This is a genomic window from Gordonia polyisoprenivorans, from assembly GCF_017654315.1.
Classification (GTDB): domain Bacteria; phylum Actinomycetota; class Actinomycetes; order Mycobacteriales; family Mycobacteriaceae; genus Gordonia; species Gordonia polyisoprenivorans_A.
The window spans coordinates 5,903,508-5,921,930 of the sequence record NZ_CP072203.1; the positions used below are offsets into that span (position 1 = coordinate 5,903,508).

Here is an 18,423-nt window from a genome sequence, read left to right on the forward strand (position 1 = left end):
CTCGTAGGGATCTCACTGCTGACCTTCCTGTTGTGAGACAAGCCATTCCGCGGTCGGTACGTCGGTGACCAGGATGGTCGCGTGGCCGCCGCGGAGTGCGCCGAGAATGGATTCGGCCCGGTGGGTGCCACCGGATATCAAGATCGCCGTGGGGCAGGCCTTCACCGCGTCGAGGGGGACCGAGACGGTCCGCTCCACCAGACTCGATTCGACGGCGATGCCCTGTGCGTCGTAGAAGCGCCCGCCGATCTCGCCGACCGCGCCGAGCTCGAGCAGTTCGTCGAGGACGATCGCATCGATGAATGCGCCCTCGAACAGGGTCGTCGACGTCGAGACCGAGCCCACTCCGAAGAGCATCACCTGCGCGCCACGTGCTGCCGACAGAGCTTGGGAGACAACCGAATCACGATTGAGGGCGGCGACGGTGTCGGGGTCGACGAACAACGGTGCGACCAGGCGCAGCGGCTGCGCGTGCAGACGCTCGGAGAAGCGGGCCAGCGCGTGGTCGACGCCGGTGTGGTACTCGACGGAGGTCATCGAGCCGTCCATCTGCACCACGCGTTGCGCCGCCGCGTTGGCGGTCATCGCGTCGGCGGTCGCGACCTGCTCAGGGCCCCAGGTGAATCCGAAGGTGTCGGCGGGTTGGATGCGCCGCGACAGGACCGACGCGCCCGCTCGGCCGAGGGCGGCGTTGCCCGAGGCGGTGCCGTCGGCGACCTCGTCGATGATCAGCACCTCGTCGAGACCGAAGATCTGCTCCACCGTGCGTTCGAGGTCGGTGTGAATCGACGCCGACAGATGCTCGGGAGCGGTCACCGACACCTGGACGAGCCCCTGAGCACGTGCTCGCGCGATGAGCCGCCCGGCCGTCGGACGTGACACCCCGAGTCGGCCGGCGATGTCGGCCTGCGTCAGTCCCTCGAGGTGATACATCGTGGCCGCTCGCACGAGCAGCCGCAGATCCTGACCGGTGTCGGCGGCGGGCCGGCCCGCCGCTCCACGCCCGGTGGCCGGTCGTTTCGGCGGACCGTCGGGCACGTCCTTCGCGGCATCTGCCACATCTTTGCGAGAAGGCACTCGTCGACTCCGTTCGATCGCGGTGGTTCCTGTTGACGTGGTGAGCATCTGCTCACTAGCCGTTCATGTGCTCAGTACGCTAACATCCTCGATGTGAGCCACGCAACAATGATCGAGAAACGTGATGCGCTGTCGGGGACCATGCGCGCCGGCGTTCTGCATCCCGACCTCCGTCTGTCCGTCGAGGAGCGCCCCGTTCCCATCCCCACTGCCGGCGATGTGTTGGTGCAGGTCAGCGCGGTGGGAATCTGCGGGTCGGACACCCACTACGTGCGGCACGGACGCATCGGCGACTTCGTCGTCCGCGAGCCGCTGATCCTCGGCCACGAGGCCGCGGGCTCGATCGTCGCCGTCGGCGCAGGTGTGGATGCGGCACGGATCGGTGAGCGCGTATCGATCGAACCGCAGCGACCCGATCCGGCATCGGCGGAGACCATGCGGGGTGCATACAACCTGTGCCCACACATGCGCTTCTACGCCACCCCACCGGTCGACGGCGCTCTCGCCGGATTCGTGACCATCGGCGCCGCTTTCGCCCACCCGATTCCCGACGAGATCAGCGACGAGGCGGCCGCACTCTTCGAGCCGTTGTCGGTGGGCATCGCCTCGATGCGCAAGGCGGGCGTGGGGCCCGGTGACGCCGTGCTCATCGCCGGGGCGGGCCCGATCGGACTGATGTGTGCACAGGTCGCCCGGGCGTCCGGGGTGACCCGCATCGTGCTCAGTGAACCCGATCCCGAACGTCGCACGCGAGCAGAGGATTTCGGCGCGACCGAGACCATTGCCCCCGGCACCGGGTTGGCGCCGGTGGATGCCTTCATCGATGCCAGCGGTGTCACGGCCGCGGTCACCGCGGGCCTGCGGGCGCTGCGACCCGGCGGACGGGCCGTGCTGGTCGGTATGGGCGCCGACACCATGGACCTGCAGGTCTCACTGATCCAGAATCGTGAGATCGTACTGACCGGGGTTTTCCGCTACGCCAACACCTGGCCCACCGCGCGCGCGTTGGTGATGTCGGCCGCCGTCGACCTCGACGCGATGGTCACCGCCCACTACGGGCTCGACGAGATCGCCGAGGCGCTGAACTCCGATCGCGTGCCCGGAATGATCAAAGCCGTTGTCCATCCACAGGTCTCGCGATATCACACAGATGTCAGCGCCGAACCGAATCGAAAGGACCGTTCGTGAGCACTCTCGCCGACGCCCTCCCGCTCAACACCACCATGCTGGGTTCTCTCGGTGACGTGCCGACGCCGCGCTACGACCGGGCCTCGGTCACCGCGGGCATCGTCCACTTCGGGGTCGGCGGCTTCCACCGCGCCCACCAGGCTTTCTACATCGACCGGTTGCTCGCGTCCGATCCGTCGTGGGGAATCTGCGGTGTCGGAGTGCGACCCGCCGACGCGCGGATGCGGGATGCGCTTGTGCCACAAGACGGTCTGTACACCCTGACCCTCAAGCATCCCGACGGTGCGGTGGAGACGTCGGTGATCGGCTCGATCGTCGAGTACCTCTATGCTCCCGACGATCCGGAGGCCGTTCTCGAGAAGCTCTCCGATCCGGCCGTGCGCATCGTGTCCCTGACGGTCACCGAGGGCGGTTACAACTTCTCGGCGGCCACCGGCGAGTTCGATGCCGACAACCCGGACATCGTTGCCGATCTCACCGGAAAGGCCGCGCCGACAACCGTCTTCGGACTCGTGGTGGAAGCTCTGGCCCGACGCCGCGAGCGGGGCGTGCCCTCGTTCACCGTGATGTCTTGTGACAACATCGCCGGCAACGGCCATATGGCGCACTCGACGTTCCTCGCCTACGCTCGGCTGCGCGATCCGGAGCTGGCGGCGTGGATCGACGAGCACACGCGGTTCCCGAATTCGATGGTCGACCGCATCACCCCGGCCACTCCCCCAGAGCTGGCCGGTGAGGTCGCTGAGCGCACCGGGATCGCCGACGCCTGGCCGGTGGTGGCCGAACCCTTCACCCAGTGGGTACTCGAGGACGATTTCTCCTGCGGCAGGCCGGCTCTCGAGGATGTGGACGTCCAGGTCGTCGCCGACGTCACGCCGTACGAACTCATGAAACTCCGGCTGCTCAACGCCGGACATCAGGCACTGTGCTACTTCGCCCATCTGCTGGGGTACCGCTACGTTCACGACGCCGCGGTCGATCCCGATCTACGGGAGCTGTTGCGCCGCTATATGTCCGAGGAAGGCAAGCCGACGCTCGCACCCTTGCCCGACGTTGACGTCGACGCCTACATCGAGACGCTGCTCGAGCGATTCGGCAATCCGGCCATCGCCGACACGATTGCCCGGCTGTGCCAGGACTCCTCCAACCGCATCCCCAAATGGCTGGTACCGGTGATCCGGGACCGTCTCGCGCAGCGTGGTTCCGTGAGACTGTCGGCCGCGGTGGTGGCGAGCTGGACGCGCTACGCCGAGGGGGTCGACGAGCACGGCAATGCGATCACCGTCGACGACCCGCTGGCCGATCGCCTCGTCCCGCTGGCGCAGTGCTCACGCACCGAGCCCCTGGCATTCCTGTCCGAGACGTCACTGTTCGGCAATCTCGCCGAGCATGAGGCGTTCACCGAACCGTACCTGTGGGCGTTGGAATCGTTGCGCAGCAAGGGTGCTCGCGCCACCCTCCAGGAGCTGCTGTCATGACCCTCGTCGCCGGCGTCGACTCCTCGACACAGTCGTGCAAGGTGGTCGTCTGCGACGCGGACACGGGCGCTGTGATTCGGTCGGGCAGCGCACCACATCCCGGCGGCACGGAGGTCGACCCCGAGGACTGGTGGCTGGCGCTCACCGCGGCCATCAGGGCAGCGGGCGGGCTCGACGATGTCGCCGCGCTGTCGGTCGCAGGACAGCAACACGGGATGGTGTGCATCGATTCGGCCGGCCACGTGGTGCGTGAAGCTTTGCTGTGGAACGACACCCGCTCGGCCACTGCCGCCGACGATCTCATCGCCGACCTCGGCGGCCCACATAAGTGGGCAGAGACCGTCGGCGTCGTGCCGGTGGCAGCGATCACGGCCGCAAAACTGCGGTGGCTTGCCGACCACGAGCCCGACCATGCCGACGAGACCGCAGCCGTCTGCCTACCGCACGACTGGCTCACATGGAAACTCGCCGGCGGCGGCACCGATATCGGTGCACTGACGACTGACCGCAGCGATGCGTCGGGCACCGGGTACTTCTCCGCCGCTGACGAGGAGTATCGAACAGATCTGCTGCAATTGGCATTTCGCGGTCGACTACCGGGGATTCCGCGGATCGTCGGACCCGGTGAGGCTGCCGGGAAGACATCCGGCGGTGTCGTGCTAGGAGCCGGTGTCGGCGACAACGCCTCCGCGGCACTGGGTTTGCACGCGGGTCCCGGTGACGCGATCGTGTCGTTGGGAACTTCGGGTGTCGTCAGCGCTGTCGGCGAGGTCGCGCCGTGCGATGCGTCAGGTATCGTCGCCGGATTCGCCGATGCGACCGGACGGCACCTTCCGCTGGTGTGCACACTCAATGGCGCACCGGTATTGGCGGCGACTGCGCAGATGCTCGACGTCGATCTGGCGAGGTTCGCCGACCTCGCGCTGTCGGCTCCCGCAGGCGCCGACGGCCTGACGATGGTGCCCTACTTCGGTGGTGAACGCTCCCCCAATCTGCCTGCGGCGACGGGAACGCTGGCCGGAATCACCCCCGCCAACTTCAGCCCCGCCCACGTGGCACGTGCCGCCGTTGAGGGCCTGCTCTGTTCGCTTGTCTACTGCCGCAACCGGATCGAGGATCAGGGCATCGACGTGCGGCGGTTCCTGTTCATCGGTGGGGGTACCAAGTCGTCGGCGGTACGCGCGATCGCACCGGCCTTGTTCGACGGCACCGTGGTGCTGCCCGCCGACGGTGAATACGTGGCACTCGGCGCCGCTCGCCAGGCCGCGTGGGCATTGGCCGGTGAGCTCCCGGAGTGGCGTTTCGAGTCCGAAACGATCACGGCTACAACAACTCCAGAAGTATTCGCGCAGTTCGCCGCCGCAGCGAAGTGGTACATGGCAGCTGTCGGCGGGTAGCACCTAAGCTGCTGTTCGAGGCGTGTTGCGTCCAGGCGCCAGTACGGCGGGCTCTTCTATTGAGGAGGGGGCTCCCGCTGGTCGCCTCTGAACGGCGGGCTCTTCTGACCGCGGTCAAGGCGTCGTTCCCCGATCTTGGACACCGGATGAGATCCATGCTGCGCCCGGGCGTTAGAGTCACACACCCCTGGCCGGACGCAGATCAGTCCGACGCCAATAGGTCCTTGGCGGCGCGATCGCCACTGACGACCGCGGTCTCGACACCCAGATGCGCCAAATAATCTCCGGCGATGCGGACGCGGCCGGGCATCGAGTTCCTGAGCTGCTGCATAGCCCGGTAGTGGCCAGGTGGGCACACCGCGAGCGCGCGATGGTCTGTGAAAACCTCGGCAACGGGCTCCGGAACAGCCGGCCCCAGAATCTCACCGACGTGCCGCAGAGTGGTATCGATCATCTCCTGGTCGGTCATCGCTTTGGTGGCAGCACTGGAAAGGTATGCGTCCAACATGCGGGCGCCGGAGGGGACCAACGGCGACGTGGCGCCTGTCTTCACGATGGTCCCGAGAATCGGTCGGTCTCCGACGCCGATAGGCAACAGCATCTCGACGTCATTGCCCGGCCAAGGATCGACGGCCCAACGCAGATTGACGTGAGCCATCGACGCGTAGGGCGCATCACGAAGTGCGCGGACCGCGTTGGGAGTGATCATAGGCTCGAGAATCTCAGCGGCACGAAGCGAATCAGTCGCAACAACGACTCCCTCAGCGCGTAGAGTCTCTCCGCTGGCAGTGGTCACGGTCACGGCGTCATCGACCTTGTCCACCGCGATTGCTTCGCTCCCGAGCTGAACGTCGATGCCCTTGGTCAGCGCCGCACAGATGCTACCCATACCCTCCCTCGGCAGCCGGAACTTCGACTTGTGCGCACGCTTCATGATTCCCCGCAGGTAGGGCACCGACAGATCCCTACAGTCGCTGCCGAACGACGGTTCGATCATCGGACGGACAAAGCACTCAAAGATGTTGTCCCCGAGATTTCTTCGCGACCACGTCTCCATATTCTCGCCATCGTCGAAGCTCGCGAGGCTGTCCGTCTCGAAAGGCGCAGGCGCGGGGCTCATTACTGCCTGCGCCACCTTGACCGCCAGCCGCGCCTTGTCGGCCAGCGAAAGAATCGGCAGACGGAAGAATGTCGGGATCGAATCATATCGGAGCGGATGAAGTTTTGCACCGTCCCACAATCCGGCCAGCGGCGACCACGGAATGAGAAGGTCCTCCGACCCGGCCTCTGACAGCAACTCCACGCAGCGTTCGTACGAGTTCAGCATGTAGATCGCGCCGACTTCGACTCCGAATCCATCGCGATCGACGGTGCGCGTACGACCGCCGAGGTCGCCACTTGCCTCGAGCAACGTAACGCGGTGTCCGGCCCGGTTCAGCACAAACGCTGCAGCGCAGCCCGCCGCGCCACCTCCGATCACTACGAACATCAACGTCCTTACATCCGGGGAGCCGAGTGCGCCCGTTTTTAATATACATTATTAACACCTGCGATTCCGAGGTCAAACGATATGCTGTCGACGGCCACGTTGGTGAGTACAGCAACCCGCTACCCCGCTGTCGATGCGATCGACAGCGATGATCACGAAGCGACCGTGCCGAGTCTGTTCGCCAAATCTCGGTCACCCGCGGGACGATTCACTTATCTCCAGAACCCGCGCTCCTCCAGGAGAGCCACCGCACGATGACCCCCGCGGAGGAAGTGGCCTTCGGTCAGCGTGCGTGCCATACCCGGCGAGCGGCCGGCGAGTGCATCGACGATCTCGCGATGATCCCGCAAGGACGACGCGACCGAGTCCGGGTGGGAGTCGAAGAAGCCGGACGGGATTGCCCCACTGAGGAGTTTGAGCTCGGCGATCAGACGCCGTGAGCGCGTGCCGAGGTTGATCAGCCGATGAAAGCGAAAGTTGAGGCGCTCGATCTCAAGGAGATCGGTCGCCTCCTCCATCTCGGTCGCCAACACACGCAGCTCGTCGAGGTCGGTGTCGGAGAGAGTCGCCGACGCACGTTCGGCGGCCAGCCCGGAGATCACGCCGAGCATCCAGTAGTGATCGCGAATGTCCTCGCGGGACAGGTCGGCCACAAAGGCGCCGCGCCGCGGAATCGTCTCGATGATTCCCTCCCCGCTGAGTGAGATCAGCGCCTCACGCACCGGCAGTTTACTCATCCCGAGAGATTCGGCGACCGCATCCTGATCGACCTTGGTTCCCGGCCGCATCTCGCCGGCGAAGATCATGCGGCGGATCTCCTGGGCCGCAATCTGCTTGAGCACCGACGATGCCGCCTCGACCGATCGACCACCCACGGGCTGTGCCACCACTGCCTCCTCGACTCACATCAACGCGCAGAGATTATCAAACTCAACTATCACTCACCCGCTATGCAAGACATAGCCAGGACATATAGTTCGGATAGTTGGCACAACTCCACAGATTTGATAATTTCGATCGCATGGCTTCACCCGCACAGCAGCACACCCCGGCCGTCGGCGCGGACGACTTCGAGCAGATCCGCTCGGTGGTCCACGACTTCATCCGCACCAAGGTCGTGCCGCGCGAGAACGAGATCGCCGAGACCAACACCATTCCCGACGACCTGCGCGCCCAAGCAGCCGAGATGGGCCTGTTCGGGTACGCGATCCCCGAAGAATGGGGTGGCCTCGGCCTCGATCTCACCCAGGACGTCGAGCTGGCGATGGAGTTCGGCTACACGACGCTCGCTCTGCGGTCGATGTTCGGCACCAACAACGGCATCGCCGGGCAGGTGTTGGTGAACTTCGGGACCGACGAGCAGAAGAGGGATTGGCTCGAGCGCATCGCCTCCGGCGACGTCGTCGCCTCCTTCGCTCTCACCGAGCCCGGCGCCGGCTCGAATCCCGCCGGCCTGCGCACCAAGGCGACGCTCGACGGCGACCAGTGGGTGATCGACGGACAGAAGCGCTTCATCACCAACGCACCGATCGCCGACCTGTTCGTCGTATTCGCCAGAACCCGTCCCGCAGAAGGCAAGAACACGGGGATAGCGGTATTCCTGGTTCCCGCCGATACACCAGGAGTCGAGGTCGGGGTCAAGGACAAGAAGATGGGTCAGGAGGGGGCGTGGACCTCCGACGTCAGCTTCGACGGTGTGCGTGTGCCCACCTCGGCGCTCGTCGGCGGTGACGAGGAGACCGGATATCGCGCCGCGATGACCTCCCTGGCGCGAGGTCGGGTGCATATCGCTGCGCTCGCGGTCGGGCAGGCACAACGTGCCCTCGATGAGTCGGTCGAATACGCGGCCAATGCCACCCAGGGCGGGAAGCCCATCGGCTCTTTCCAATTGGTGCAGGCCATGCTCGCCGACCAGCAGACCGGGGTGATGGCCGGGCGCGCACTCGTACGTGACGCCGCGCTCAAATACGTCACCGGCGAGGACCGACGGACCGCACCATCGGTGGCCAAGCTCTACTGCACCGAGATGGTCGGCAAGGTCGCCGATCTCGCGGTGCAGGTCCACGGCGGTACCGGCTATATGCGCGGGGTTCCGGTGGAGCGGATCTATCGCGATGTCCGCCTGCTCCGGCTCTATGAGGGCACCAGCGAGATCCAGCGACTCATCATCGGCGGCAACCTCATTCGTACTGCAAGCAAGTAGCCCACCGCGCCCCACACCATCCCAGCACACTTACACGACAGGATCCCCATGCCCGGACCGCTCTTGAAGGACCAGACCGCCGTGATCACCGGTGCCGCACAGGGTATCGGCTTCGCCATCGCGCAATTGTTCGTCGACGAAGGCGCCCGCGTCGTCATCGGTGACATCAATGCCGATGCCGCGCAGAAGGCCGCCACCGAACTCGGCGGGGACGGTGTCGCCGTCGGCGTGGCGTGCGATGTGACCCGCGGCGACGACGTGGACGCGCTACTCGCCGCTGCTGCACAACATTTCGGACCCGTCGACGTGATGGTCAACAACGCGGGCATCACCCGGGACGCCACCATGCGCAACATGACCGAAGAGCAATTCGACCAGGTGATCAACGTCCACCTCAAGGGCACCTGGAACGGCACTCGCAAGGCGGCAGCGATCATGCGCGAACGCACGAGCGGCACCATCATCAACCTGTCCTCCCTGTCCGGCAAGGTCGGCATGGTCGGACAGACCAACTATTCGGCAGCCAAGGCCGGCATAGTCGGCATGACCAAGGCGGCGGCGAAAGAGCTTGCGCACCACGGAGTACGGGTCAACGCCATCCAGCCGGGCCTCATCCGCTCGGCGATGACCGAGGCAATGCCGCAGAAGGCATGGGATCAGAAGATGGCCGAGATCCCAATGAAGCGGGCCGGCGAGGTCAGCGAGGTCGCCACGGTCGCACTTTTTCTCGCAACTCACCTGTCGTCCTACATGACCGGCACGGTCATGGAGGTCACCGGCGGACGGTTCATGTGACATGAACAGCAACCGGTTACGCCGCGCGGCGATCGTGGCACCCTCGCGCACCGCCGTCGGCACGTTCGGTGGCGCGTTGCGTGATGTTCCCGTCGAGGATCTCGGCGCCGCGGTCGCCAAGGCCGTCGTCGCCCGTTCGGGCATCGATCCCGAACGCATCGATGACGTCGTCTTCGCCCAGTCCTACGCCAATTCCGAGGTCCCGTGCGTCGGACGTTGGATCGCACTGCACGCCGACTTACCCATCTCGGTGGGCGGCATGCAACTCGATCGCCGGTGCGGCGGTGGACTGCAGGCTCTGGTCACCGCCGCGATGATGGTGCAGACCGGCGCCGCCGACGCCGTGCTGGCCGGCGGGGTCGAGTCGATGAGCCGGATCGAGTACTATTCGACCACGAATCGCTGGGGCGCCCGGTCGGGCAATGTCACCATGTATGACCGCCTGGACCGCGGACGCGAACGCTCCCAACCGGTGTGGCGCTTCGGGGAAATCTCCGGGATGATCGAGACCGCCGAGAACCTCGCCGCCGATCACCACATCACCCGTGAGGCTGCGGACGCCTACGCCGCCCGCAGCCATCAGCGTGCCGCCGCCGCCTGGGAAGCTGGGTGTTTCGACGACGAGATCGTCGAAATCACAGTGCCGCAACGTAAAAAGGACCCGATCGTCTTCGCCCGCGACGAGGGCATCCGGCCCGACTCGACTCCCGAATCGTTGGCCCGGCTGCGCACCGTCACGCCTGGCGGCACCGTGACCGCCGGCAACGCCAGTCAGCAGAACGACGCCGCAGCCGCCTGCCTGATCGTCGCCGAGGACCAGCTCGATGAGCTCGGACTCGAACCGATCGGCTACCTCACCGGATGGGCTGCTGCGGGATGCGATCCGTCGAGGATGGGCATCGGGCCGGTGCCGGCGGTCGAAAAGCTGGCCACCCGTGGCGGATTCGACTCCGCCGCGGCACTACTCGAGACGTGCGACCTCGTCGAGCTCAACGAGGCATTCGCCGTACAGGTACTCAGTGTGCTCGACGGTTGGAAGTGGGACGATCAGGATCGGTTGAACGTCAACGGTTCCGGGATATCGCTGGGCCACCCGATCGGCGCCACCGGTGCTCGGATGACCACCACCCTGCTCCACGAACTCCACCGCCGAGGTGGCGGCACCGGACTGGTCACCATGTGCATCGGCGGCGGTCAGGGCCTCACCGCGACCGTCGAGGCGGTCTGACATGCCGACTGAAGAATCCCGCCCGCTGGCCGGGGTTCGAATTGTCGAGGTGTCGAGCTTCGTCGCCTCCCCACTATGTGGGCTGACCCTCTCACAACTGGGCGCAGAGGTCATCCGGGTCGATCCGATCGGCGGCGCCGCCGACGTGAATCGTTGGCCACTCACCGACGACGGCACCACCTCGATCTATTGGACGGGTCTCAACAAGGGCAAGAAGTCTGTCACCGCCGACCTGCGGTCTCCCGAGGGTCAGCGGATGGTCCAACGCCTCGTCACCGAGTCCGGTCCCGGCGGCGGCATTCTCGTCACCAACTCCGGTGGCCGGGAGTGGATGAGCCACAACACCCTTGCCGGGTTCCGCCCCGACGTCATCGTGTTGGAACTGCTCGGCGGTTCCGACGGCTCCCCCGCCGTCGACTACACCGTCAACGCTGGGCTGGGATTCCCTCAGATCACCGGCCCCGTCGACCACGACGGCCCCGTCAATCACGTGCTACCCGCCTGGGATGTGGTCTGCGGCCTGTATGCGGCGCTGGCCGTCACCTCCGCGGTGCGCCGGCGCGAGCAGACCGGCCAGGGAGCGTCGATCCGCCTGCCGTTGGAGGACACCGCACTGTCGATCGCCAGCACCCTGGGCTATCTGACCGAACCGCAGGTCAACGCACACTCACGCCCGGCGACCGGCAACGACGTGTACGGCACCTATGGTACCGACATCGTCACCGCCGACGGCGACCGCTTCATGCTCGTCGCACTGACACCGCGACATTTCCGGGATCTCGCTCGTATCACCGGAACCGAGTCCGTCATCGCCTCGCTCGAGCAGACGCTCGACGCGGACTTCTCCCGCGAAGCCGACCGCTACATCCATCGCAGCGTGCTGAATGCGTTGTTCGGCAAATGGTTCGCCGAACACTCCACCGATGAGGCGGCCACCGCTCTCGACGAGTCGTCGGTGCTCGCGCAGCGCTACCGCAGCTTCGACGAGGTGGTCGGATCGGGAGCACTCACCGACAACCCGCTGTTCGCCGAACTCACCCAGACCGGCATCGGGACCTACCTCGCTGCCGGACATCCGGCGTCGTTCGACGGCGAACACTATTTCACCGGGCCGGCAGCGCGTTTGGGGGCGGATACTCCTGGTGGCTCCCTGGACACCAAGTGAAGCCGGGCCGGCCTGGCGGTATCACCACCAAGCCGGCCCACCCCGCCAAACGATCCACTCTTCCGACAACTCACTCTCTGGCCCGATCAGTACTCGCTCCAGATCGCCGAGAGGTTTCCGGCAGCCAACAGCACCTCAGGAGCAGTGCGCGCCGTCGTTTCGCTCCTACCCGTTGCTGGCCGACGCTCGCCGCCAAGTGTTGCGAGGCAGACTGACGATGGTTGTTTTTTAATCTCGAATGGATTATGGTATGTGATTCTCATCACGTCGATCTGGGTGCTCGGGGGAGAGCGGGGACACAACCGCTTCTGTGATCGACAGCACCTGCTGAATATCCGGCGCAAGGCCATCGCCGGGAGACACAGAGGGGGTCGTAGCCGTGCAGACATGGCCGGAGATCGTCCACGATGTACAAGAGAACTGGATCGTCTACGCCTCGATGCCCGTGATCGCAGCAGTGATCGGATGGGGCACAAAGCTTGTTGCCATCCGAATGATTTTCCGCCCGCACGTGTTCAAGGGCATCGGACCCATCGGCTGGCAAGGAATCATTCCCAAGCGCACGCCCGAGATGGTTCAGTCGGCGCCATGGGTCGTCCAAGTCATTAACCAGCTAACGGGATCCCAGCATGGACAACCAATCCCGAGAGCCCGCCTGATCGTATGCTCCACCCGGCTACGCGCTGCGTCAGAGCTGTTGCAAACCTGCCGGTGACTCGAAACCCGATACGGAACAGTGTATCGGCGCCGTGAGCCGATCCGGCACTCGGTGGCCGCTGGTGGTTGCACCGAGGCCGGCCAGCATCACGTGCCCGGTACGCACCCCTCGTGACGCACCCCGACTATCGGCCGCCGATGGGGATCGGTGCCGTGTCCGCGACATCGGCGCCGTGGGCCTGCGCCTGAGCGCGGATCTCGTCCTCCTGCGCCATCGATTCACGGATCGCGCGCTGGGCGTTGTCCGGCAGCGACGGCAGCAGTTCCAGGACGCGTTCGCGGTGACGGGCAACAGCCTTGCGTTCGGGCATCCCCGGATTGGGCTGCACCTGCGGGATGATCTGCGAGAAGTCGTCCTTGGTGCCGCCACCACCGATACCCGCGGCCTGCATCGCCTCTTCCTGCTTCTGGACCGCCTCGTCCTTCTCCTCCGACATACCGATCGGACCGAACCGATCACCGGAGAGGAACTGCTTGACCACCGGCTGCTCCGAAGTCAGCAACTGCTCCCGCGGACCGAACATCACCAACTCCTTGCGGAACAACATCCCGATGTTGTCCGGAATCGTCCGAGCGATGTTGATGTTGTGCGTCACGATCAGAATCGTCGCATCGATCTGCGCATTGATATCGATCAACAGCTGCGAAATATAGGCGGTACGCACCGGATCCAAACCCGAATCCGGCTCATCACACAAGATGATCTGCGGATCCAACACCAACGCCCGCGCCAACCCGGCACGCTTACGCATACCACCAGAGATCTCACCCGGCAGCTTGTCCTCGGCACCGGCCAGACCGACCAGGTCGATCTTCTCCATCACGATGTCGCGGACCTCGTTCTCCTTCTTCTTCGTGTGCTCACGAAGCGGGAACGCGATGTTGTCATACAAACTCATCGACCCGAACAACGCACCGTCCTGAAACAACACACCGAACAACTTGCGGATCTCATAGAGTTCCTTCGCCGAACACTGGGTGATGTCGGTGCCATCGATGATCACCGACCCCTGCTCCGGATGCAGCAACCCGATCAACGTCTTCAAGAACACCGACTTACCGGTACCCGACGGACCCAACAACGCCGACACCTCACCCTCGGGCAAGGTCAACGACACATCACGCCAAATATTCTGCGAACCAAACGACTTCGTCAGATTCGCCACACTCACCTCAACACCCACAGTGGGCTCCTCGTCTTCATCGGACTCATGGACAGATCGATGATCGTTTGCTCGACAGTCAGAAAATCTTGCGTAGAACCGTCTTCGCTCGATCTGAGTGCGGCGGGTAGACCAACCGGAGATCAGGCTTGAATGTCTTGCTGAGCACCGACTTCCGGTGACTGAAGGTTTCAAATCCCCAACGTCCGTGGTAGGCACCCATACCGCTGGCCCCGACCCCTCCAAACGGTAGGTTCGGTACGAGGCAGTGCATCGCCACGTGATTGATCACGACTCCGCCGGCGGGCACCTCGTCCACGATGAACTTGGCTTGACGTCGCGACGAGGAGAACAGGTACACCGCAAGGGGTTTCGGGCGGGCGGTGACGAAGTCGGCGGCTTCCTTGACGCTCCCGACACCGATGACCGGAAGCAGCGGACCGAAGATCTCTTCCTGCATGATCGGATCGGCCGCATCGGGATCCTCGACGATGGTCGGCTCGATGGTCAATGCCGCGCGGTTGACCCCGCCACCCACGACCACCCGGCCGGACGTGGAATCAAGGTAAGACGACAAGCGATCGAACTGCCGTTCGTTGACGATGGGACGGCCGACTACCTCACCTACGACGAAGTCCGAGAGACACTGCGTCAGAGCCGTAATCAGCTTCGACTTCACCCGGTTGTCGACGAGCACGTAGTCGGGGGCGATGCATGTCTGCCCCGAGTTCATCAGCTTGACCCAGGCGATACGACGCGCGGTGACCTCGATATCGGCATCGGCATCGACGATCACCGGACTCTTGCCACCGAGTTCCAGGGTGACCGGCGTCAGCGTCTGCGCGGCACCCGCCATGATTTTGCGGCCGATCTCGGTCCCACCGGTGAACAGCGCATGGTCGAAGCCCGCGGCGAGCAATTGCTGAGTGGTCGCACCGTCGCCCTCGACCACCACGATCGCCTCAGGATCGAGGTAGCGCGGTACAAGTCGAGCCAACAGAGCCGAGGTTGCCGGAGCAAGCTCCGAAGGCTTGATCACCACCGTGTTGCCTGCCGCGACGGCAGCCACCAGAGGCGACAGCGTCAGGAAGACCGGATAGTTCCAGGGACCGATGATCAACACCGCCCCGAGTGGCTCGTAGTGCACCTTCGCCGAGCCCGGGAGTTGCAGCAGCGGCAGCCGTTCACGCCGGGGCTTCATCCACCGGCGCAGGTTCTTCCTCGCCTCCGCCACTTCGCCTTTGGTGCCGACGATCTCGCCGAACCAGGCATCGTGCGGGTTGCGTCCGAGGTCGGCACCGATCGCCTCGGCAATCGCCGCCTCCTGCTCGACAACCAGTCGCTCGATCCCATCGAGTTGCTTGCGCCGCCATTCGATACCGCGAGTGCGTCCGGAGCGGTACACCGCACGGAGATCGGCCAGTACGGAGTCGGGATCGGTCTGCACGACTGCCACGGCGACGTCGGGGGCGACCATCAGATCTCCGGTGCCGGCACGCTGCCGGAGAGCACCGCGCCGGTGATTCCGCCGTCGACGGTGACCGAGGAACCGTTCATCCACGAACTGGCGTCGCTTGCGAGGAAGGTCACCACGCCGGCGATGTCCTCTGCGGTGGCGTGACGGCCGAGCAGAGCTGCGACGCCGTCGATGGTCTCCTCGCCCATCGACTCACGGAAGTCCTGCAGAATCGGCGTTTCGACCGGGCCCGGCAGCACGGCATTGATGCGCAACCCTGCGTCCGCAAACACCAAGCCCATCGCGTGCACGAAGACCGTGGTGCACTCCTTGGAGAAGTTGTAGGCATTGCCCTCTTGTGGATTGGCCTCGAACCATGCCGCGCCCTCGGCGAAGGTGTCGGTGGCCAGGAAGTCGCGAATCTGCTCGAGCCGATTGGGCCAACCGAAGCCCGCGGTGGAGGAGACAACCACCACCGCACCACCCGGGTTGAGCCGAGTGAGGAATTCTTCCGCCAACACTCGCGTGGCGAGGGTGTTCACCGCGAACACTGTCGCCGCGGGTGCGGTCCCCGGCACTCCGGCGATGTTGAGCAGCGCGTCGTAGCCATCACCGAGCTGCTCCAGCGCTGCCTCGATACTGCTGATGTCGCTGAGGTCCACCGGAATGTGGCGGGCGACGGCCGCGGTCGGAGCGTTGCGGTCGAGGCTGGTCACCTCGGCGCCGGCCTTGACGAGCTCAGCCGCCACCGCGTGCCCGATACCCGATGCGGCGCCTGTGACGACGACGCGCTTTCCATTGAATTCAGACATTGATTCTCCTCGATACAAGTTGTCGTGGGGATGTCTCGCAGACCTGGGTCAGCGATCTCGTGTTCTCAGGTTTCCGGTGGTGTCACACAGCAGAAGCTGTGGCGTACTTGTCGGTCAGCAGACGCTTGACCAGCTTTCCGGTAGCGGTACGCGGAAGCTCGTCGACGAAGTCGACGGAGCGCGGCGCCTTGTAGTGCGCGATTCGCTCCCGGACGTAGTCGATCAACTCCTGTTCGAGCTCGGGAGACGCCTGCGTCCCCTCCTTGAGCTGCACCACCGCTTTGACCTCCTCACCCATCTCCGGGTGCGGCACTCCGATCACGGCGACATCGAAGATAACCGGGTGCAGGGTGAGAACGTTCTCGATCTCCTGCGGGTAGATGTTGACGCCACCCGAAATGATCATGAACGCCTTACGGTCGGTCAGGAACAAGTACCCGTCCTCGTCGAGGTAGCCGAGGTCGCCGACGCTCGTCCAGTTCGGATGCTCCGGATGCTCTGCGGCCCGCGTCTTCTCGGGATCCTTGTGATACTCGAACGGTCGCGATTCACGCTCGAAGTAGACGGTGCCGACCTCGCCGACACCGAGTTCACGACCCTCGTCGTCACAGATGTGTGCGACGCCGAGTCCGCGCTTGCCGACCGTCCCCGGCTTGTCCAGCCACTCCTGGGTGGACACGAAGTAGATGCCGTGCCCCTCGGTGGCCCCGTAGTACTCGAGAATGATCGGTCCCCACCAGTCGATCATCGCGTGCTTGACCTCTGGCGGGCAGGGCGCGGCTGCGTGCACGGCCAGCCTCAACGACGATGTGTCGTAGCGCAGCCGGGTCGCCTCGTCGAGTTGCAGCAACCGGACGAACATGGTCGGGACCAGCTGAGCGACGGTGATCGAGTACTTCTCGATCGCCGTCAGACACGCCTGCGGATCGAACTTCTGCATCATCACCACCGTGCCGCCGAGCGAGTGCACGGCGCCCGACCACTTCAGCGGTGCGGCATGGTAGATGGGCGCCGGCGACAGGTAGACGTCGTCGGCGCCGATACCGAACGCCTGCGACATCAACCCGACGATCGGATCACCCGGCTGGTCGATCGAGATCGGAAGCAGCGGCGGGCGAATCCCCTTGGGACGACCGGTTGTTCCGGACGAGTACAGCATGTCCGATCCACGCGGCTGCTCGGTCAGCCGCGGACCTGCAGCCGCCATGAACTCGTCGTAGGACTGGTATCCCTCGACATCGCCACCGAAGGCGAACCGACGCTCGATGCCATCGACGAGCGGTGCGACGGCGGCGGCGAGCTCACCGACACCGGCGGAGGCGAACAGCACTCGGGCGTCGCTGTCGTCGACGATGTAGGCGACTTCGGCGGGCGACAGATGCCGATTGATCGCCACCACGTACAGCCCACTTCGCATTGCGGCCCAGTAGATCTCGAAGCACTCGATAGCGTTGTCGCTGAGCATCGCAATGACGTCACCGCGCCGGAGTCCGAGGTCGTGCAGGCCCGCGGCGAGATCGGCGGAATGCCCGTCGAGCTGACTGTAGGTGCGCAGCTCACCCGTTTCGGCAACGATGATCGCGGGCTTGTCCGGAGTGGTCAGCGCATGAGTTCCTGGATACATCTGTCGGTCTCCTTATCGTCGGCGCGTCACACCAGGAGGTCGTCGCGGCCGTCGGCCTTGAGAGCCTCGATGTAGGCCGGGTAGAGCTTCTTGCCCAACGGGGCCAGCTTCAGCAGGCTTGCCACGTTCCCGTTGACCTTGATGCGACTCTTGGCCATGGCCAGCGGCAGGTTGACCTTGCCCTGCCAGTAGGCGTTTCCGGTGTCTGCCGACATCACCATCTCTGCGGAGGTCTCCTCGCCTTCGGCGGCCACGCGCACGGTGCCGGATACGGTGTCGATCACCAGTGCGGTGTCGGGTTCGGTGTAGACGGTCTTCAGCTGGATTCCGGTGTCGCGGAGCTTGGGGCCGAGCTCGGGATCGGCGAAAGCCGTTTCGAAGACCCCGCCCAGGTACTTGCGAACTTCGTCTGCATCCTTGAAAGCCATGTCGGCTACCTCTCATTCGGTACTTCGCCGTGTTGCCACATACGAGTCGGTGATGCCACATACAAGGGCGGGCTGACTGCTCCGCAGAACATAATGTCTCTTATGTGTGTGACCTAGCTCGCAGCTTAGCCGAGCCTGTCGGCTGTGTCGAGCATTTTCGAATATTGCTTAGGAAATCAGCTGGAGGGTCTGACGCTACGGGT

15 protein-coding genes are annotated in these 18,423 nt (G+C 64.7%); 7 read left to right on the forward strand and 8 right to left on the reverse strand.

Translation table 11 applies throughout. The features are described 5' to 3' along the window. Window positions 1–12 precede the first annotated feature (12 nt). The gene (locus tag J6U32_RS26540; RefSeq protein WP_208796347.1) at window positions 13–1,038 is read right to left on the reverse strand and encodes a sugar-binding transcriptional regulator; all 1,026 of its coding nucleotides are present in this window, start codon (window positions 1,036–1,038) and stop codon (window positions 13–15) included. Window positions 1,039–1,185: 147 nt separating this feature from the next. On the opposite strand from J6U32_RS26540, the gene J6U32_RS26545 reads away from it, so the two are divergent. From J6U32_RS26545 to J6U32_RS26555, 3 genes are read left to right on the forward strand one after another with little or no spacing between them, the layout of a single operon-like run. Next, on the forward strand, window positions 1,186–2,265 hold the full coding sequence (locus J6U32_RS26545) for an NAD(P)-dependent alcohol dehydrogenase (RefSeq protein WP_208796348.1): 1,080 nt from the start codon (window positions 1,186–1,188) through the stop codon (window positions 2,263–2,265). Then, a complete protein-coding gene (locus J6U32_RS26550) occupies window positions 2,262–3,743 on the forward strand; it encodes a mannitol dehydrogenase family protein (protein ID WP_244332409.1) in 1,482 nt (493 codons plus the stop codon). The genes J6U32_RS26545 and J6U32_RS26550 overlap by 4 nt, the downstream gene beginning before the upstream one ends. Further along, the gene (locus J6U32_RS26555; protein WP_208792887.1) at window positions 3,740–5,140 is read left to right on the forward strand and encodes a xylulokinase; all 1,401 of its coding nucleotides are present in this window, start codon (window positions 3,740–3,742) and stop codon (window positions 5,138–5,140) included. Before J6U32_RS26550 ends, J6U32_RS26555 begins: the two co-directional genes overlap by 4 nt. A 202-nt stretch (window positions 5,141–5,342) precedes the next feature. On the opposite strand, the gene J6U32_RS26560 is transcribed toward J6U32_RS26555, so the two are convergent. Continuing rightward, window positions 5,343–6,629, reverse strand: a complete 1,287-nt coding sequence (locus J6U32_RS26560; protein WP_208792888.1) for a protoporphyrinogen/coproporphyrinogen oxidase — start codon at window positions 6,627–6,629, stop codon at window positions 5,343–5,345. Window positions 6,630–6,841: 212 nt separating this feature from the next. Then, window positions 6,842–7,516 carry a GntR family transcriptional regulator gene (locus tag J6U32_RS26565; protein WP_208792889.1) on the reverse strand — a complete coding sequence of 225 codons (675 nt, stop codon included), beginning with the start codon at window positions 7,514–7,516 and terminating at the stop codon, window positions 6,842–6,844. A 134-nt stretch (window positions 7,517–7,650) separates the two neighbouring features. Between J6U32_RS26565 and J6U32_RS26570 the strand changes: the two genes are divergently transcribed. The 4 genes from J6U32_RS26570 to J6U32_RS26585 are packed head-to-tail and all read left to right on the forward strand — an operon-like array spanning window position 7,651 to window position 12,020. Continuing rightward, window positions 7,651–8,832, forward strand: a complete 1,182-nt coding sequence (locus J6U32_RS26570) for an acyl-CoA dehydrogenase family protein (protein WP_208792890.1) — start codon at window positions 7,651–7,653, stop codon at window positions 8,830–8,832. Between the two features lie 48 nt (window positions 8,833–8,880). Beyond that, a complete protein-coding gene (gene fabG / locus J6U32_RS26575) occupies window positions 8,881–9,627 on the forward strand; it encodes a 3-oxoacyl-ACP reductase FabG (protein ID WP_208792891.1) in 747 nt (248 codons plus the stop codon). Window position 9,628: 1 nt separating this feature from the next. Beyond that, the gene (locus J6U32_RS26580) at window positions 9,629–10,855 is read left to right on the forward strand and encodes an acetyl-CoA C-acetyltransferase (protein WP_208792892.1); all 1,227 of its coding nucleotides are present in this window, start codon (window positions 9,629–9,631) and stop codon (window positions 10,853–10,855) included. Between the two features lies 1 nt (window position 10,856). Then, window positions 10,857–12,020 (forward strand): CoA transferase, encoded by a 1,164-nt coding sequence (locus tag J6U32_RS26585; protein ID WP_208792893.1) that lies wholly within the window; start codon window positions 10,857–10,859, stop codon window positions 12,018–12,020. Window positions 12,021–12,862: 842 nt separating this feature from the next. On the opposite strand, the gene J6U32_RS26590 is transcribed toward J6U32_RS26585, so the two are convergent. The 5 genes from J6U32_RS26590 to J6U32_RS26610 all read right to left on the reverse strand — a co-directional run bounded on the left by J6U32_RS26590 (window position 12,863) and on the right by J6U32_RS26610 (window position 18,220). Beyond that, window positions 12,863–13,921 carry an ABC transporter ATP-binding protein gene (locus tag J6U32_RS26590; RefSeq protein ID WP_208792894.1) on the reverse strand — a complete coding sequence of 353 codons (1,059 nt, stop codon included), beginning with the start codon at window positions 13,919–13,921 and terminating at the stop codon, window positions 12,863–12,865. Between the two features lie 58 nt (window positions 13,922–13,979). Then, the gene (locus J6U32_RS26595) at window positions 13,980–15,377 is read right to left on the reverse strand and encodes an aldehyde dehydrogenase family protein (protein ID WP_208792895.1); all 1,398 of its coding nucleotides are present in this window, start codon (window positions 15,375–15,377) and stop codon (window positions 13,980–13,982) included. Next, window positions 15,377–16,168 carry a coniferyl-alcohol dehydrogenase gene (locus tag J6U32_RS26600; RefSeq protein WP_208792896.1) on the reverse strand — a complete coding sequence of 264 codons (792 nt, stop codon included), beginning with the start codon at window positions 16,166–16,168 and terminating at the stop codon, window positions 15,377–15,379. The genes J6U32_RS26595 and J6U32_RS26600 overlap by 1 nt, the downstream gene beginning before the upstream one ends. 82 nt (window positions 16,169–16,250) lie before the next feature. Further along, entirely contained in the window at window positions 16,251–17,792 is a 1,542-nt protein-coding gene (locus J6U32_RS26605; protein ID WP_208792897.1) for an acyl-CoA synthetase, read from the reverse strand. Between the two features lie 26 nt (window positions 17,793–17,818). Then, a complete protein-coding gene (locus J6U32_RS26610; protein WP_208792898.1) occupies window positions 17,819–18,220 on the reverse strand; it encodes an SCP2 sterol-binding domain-containing protein in 402 nt (133 codons plus the stop codon). Between the last annotated feature and the right edge of the window lie 203 nt (window positions 18,221–18,423).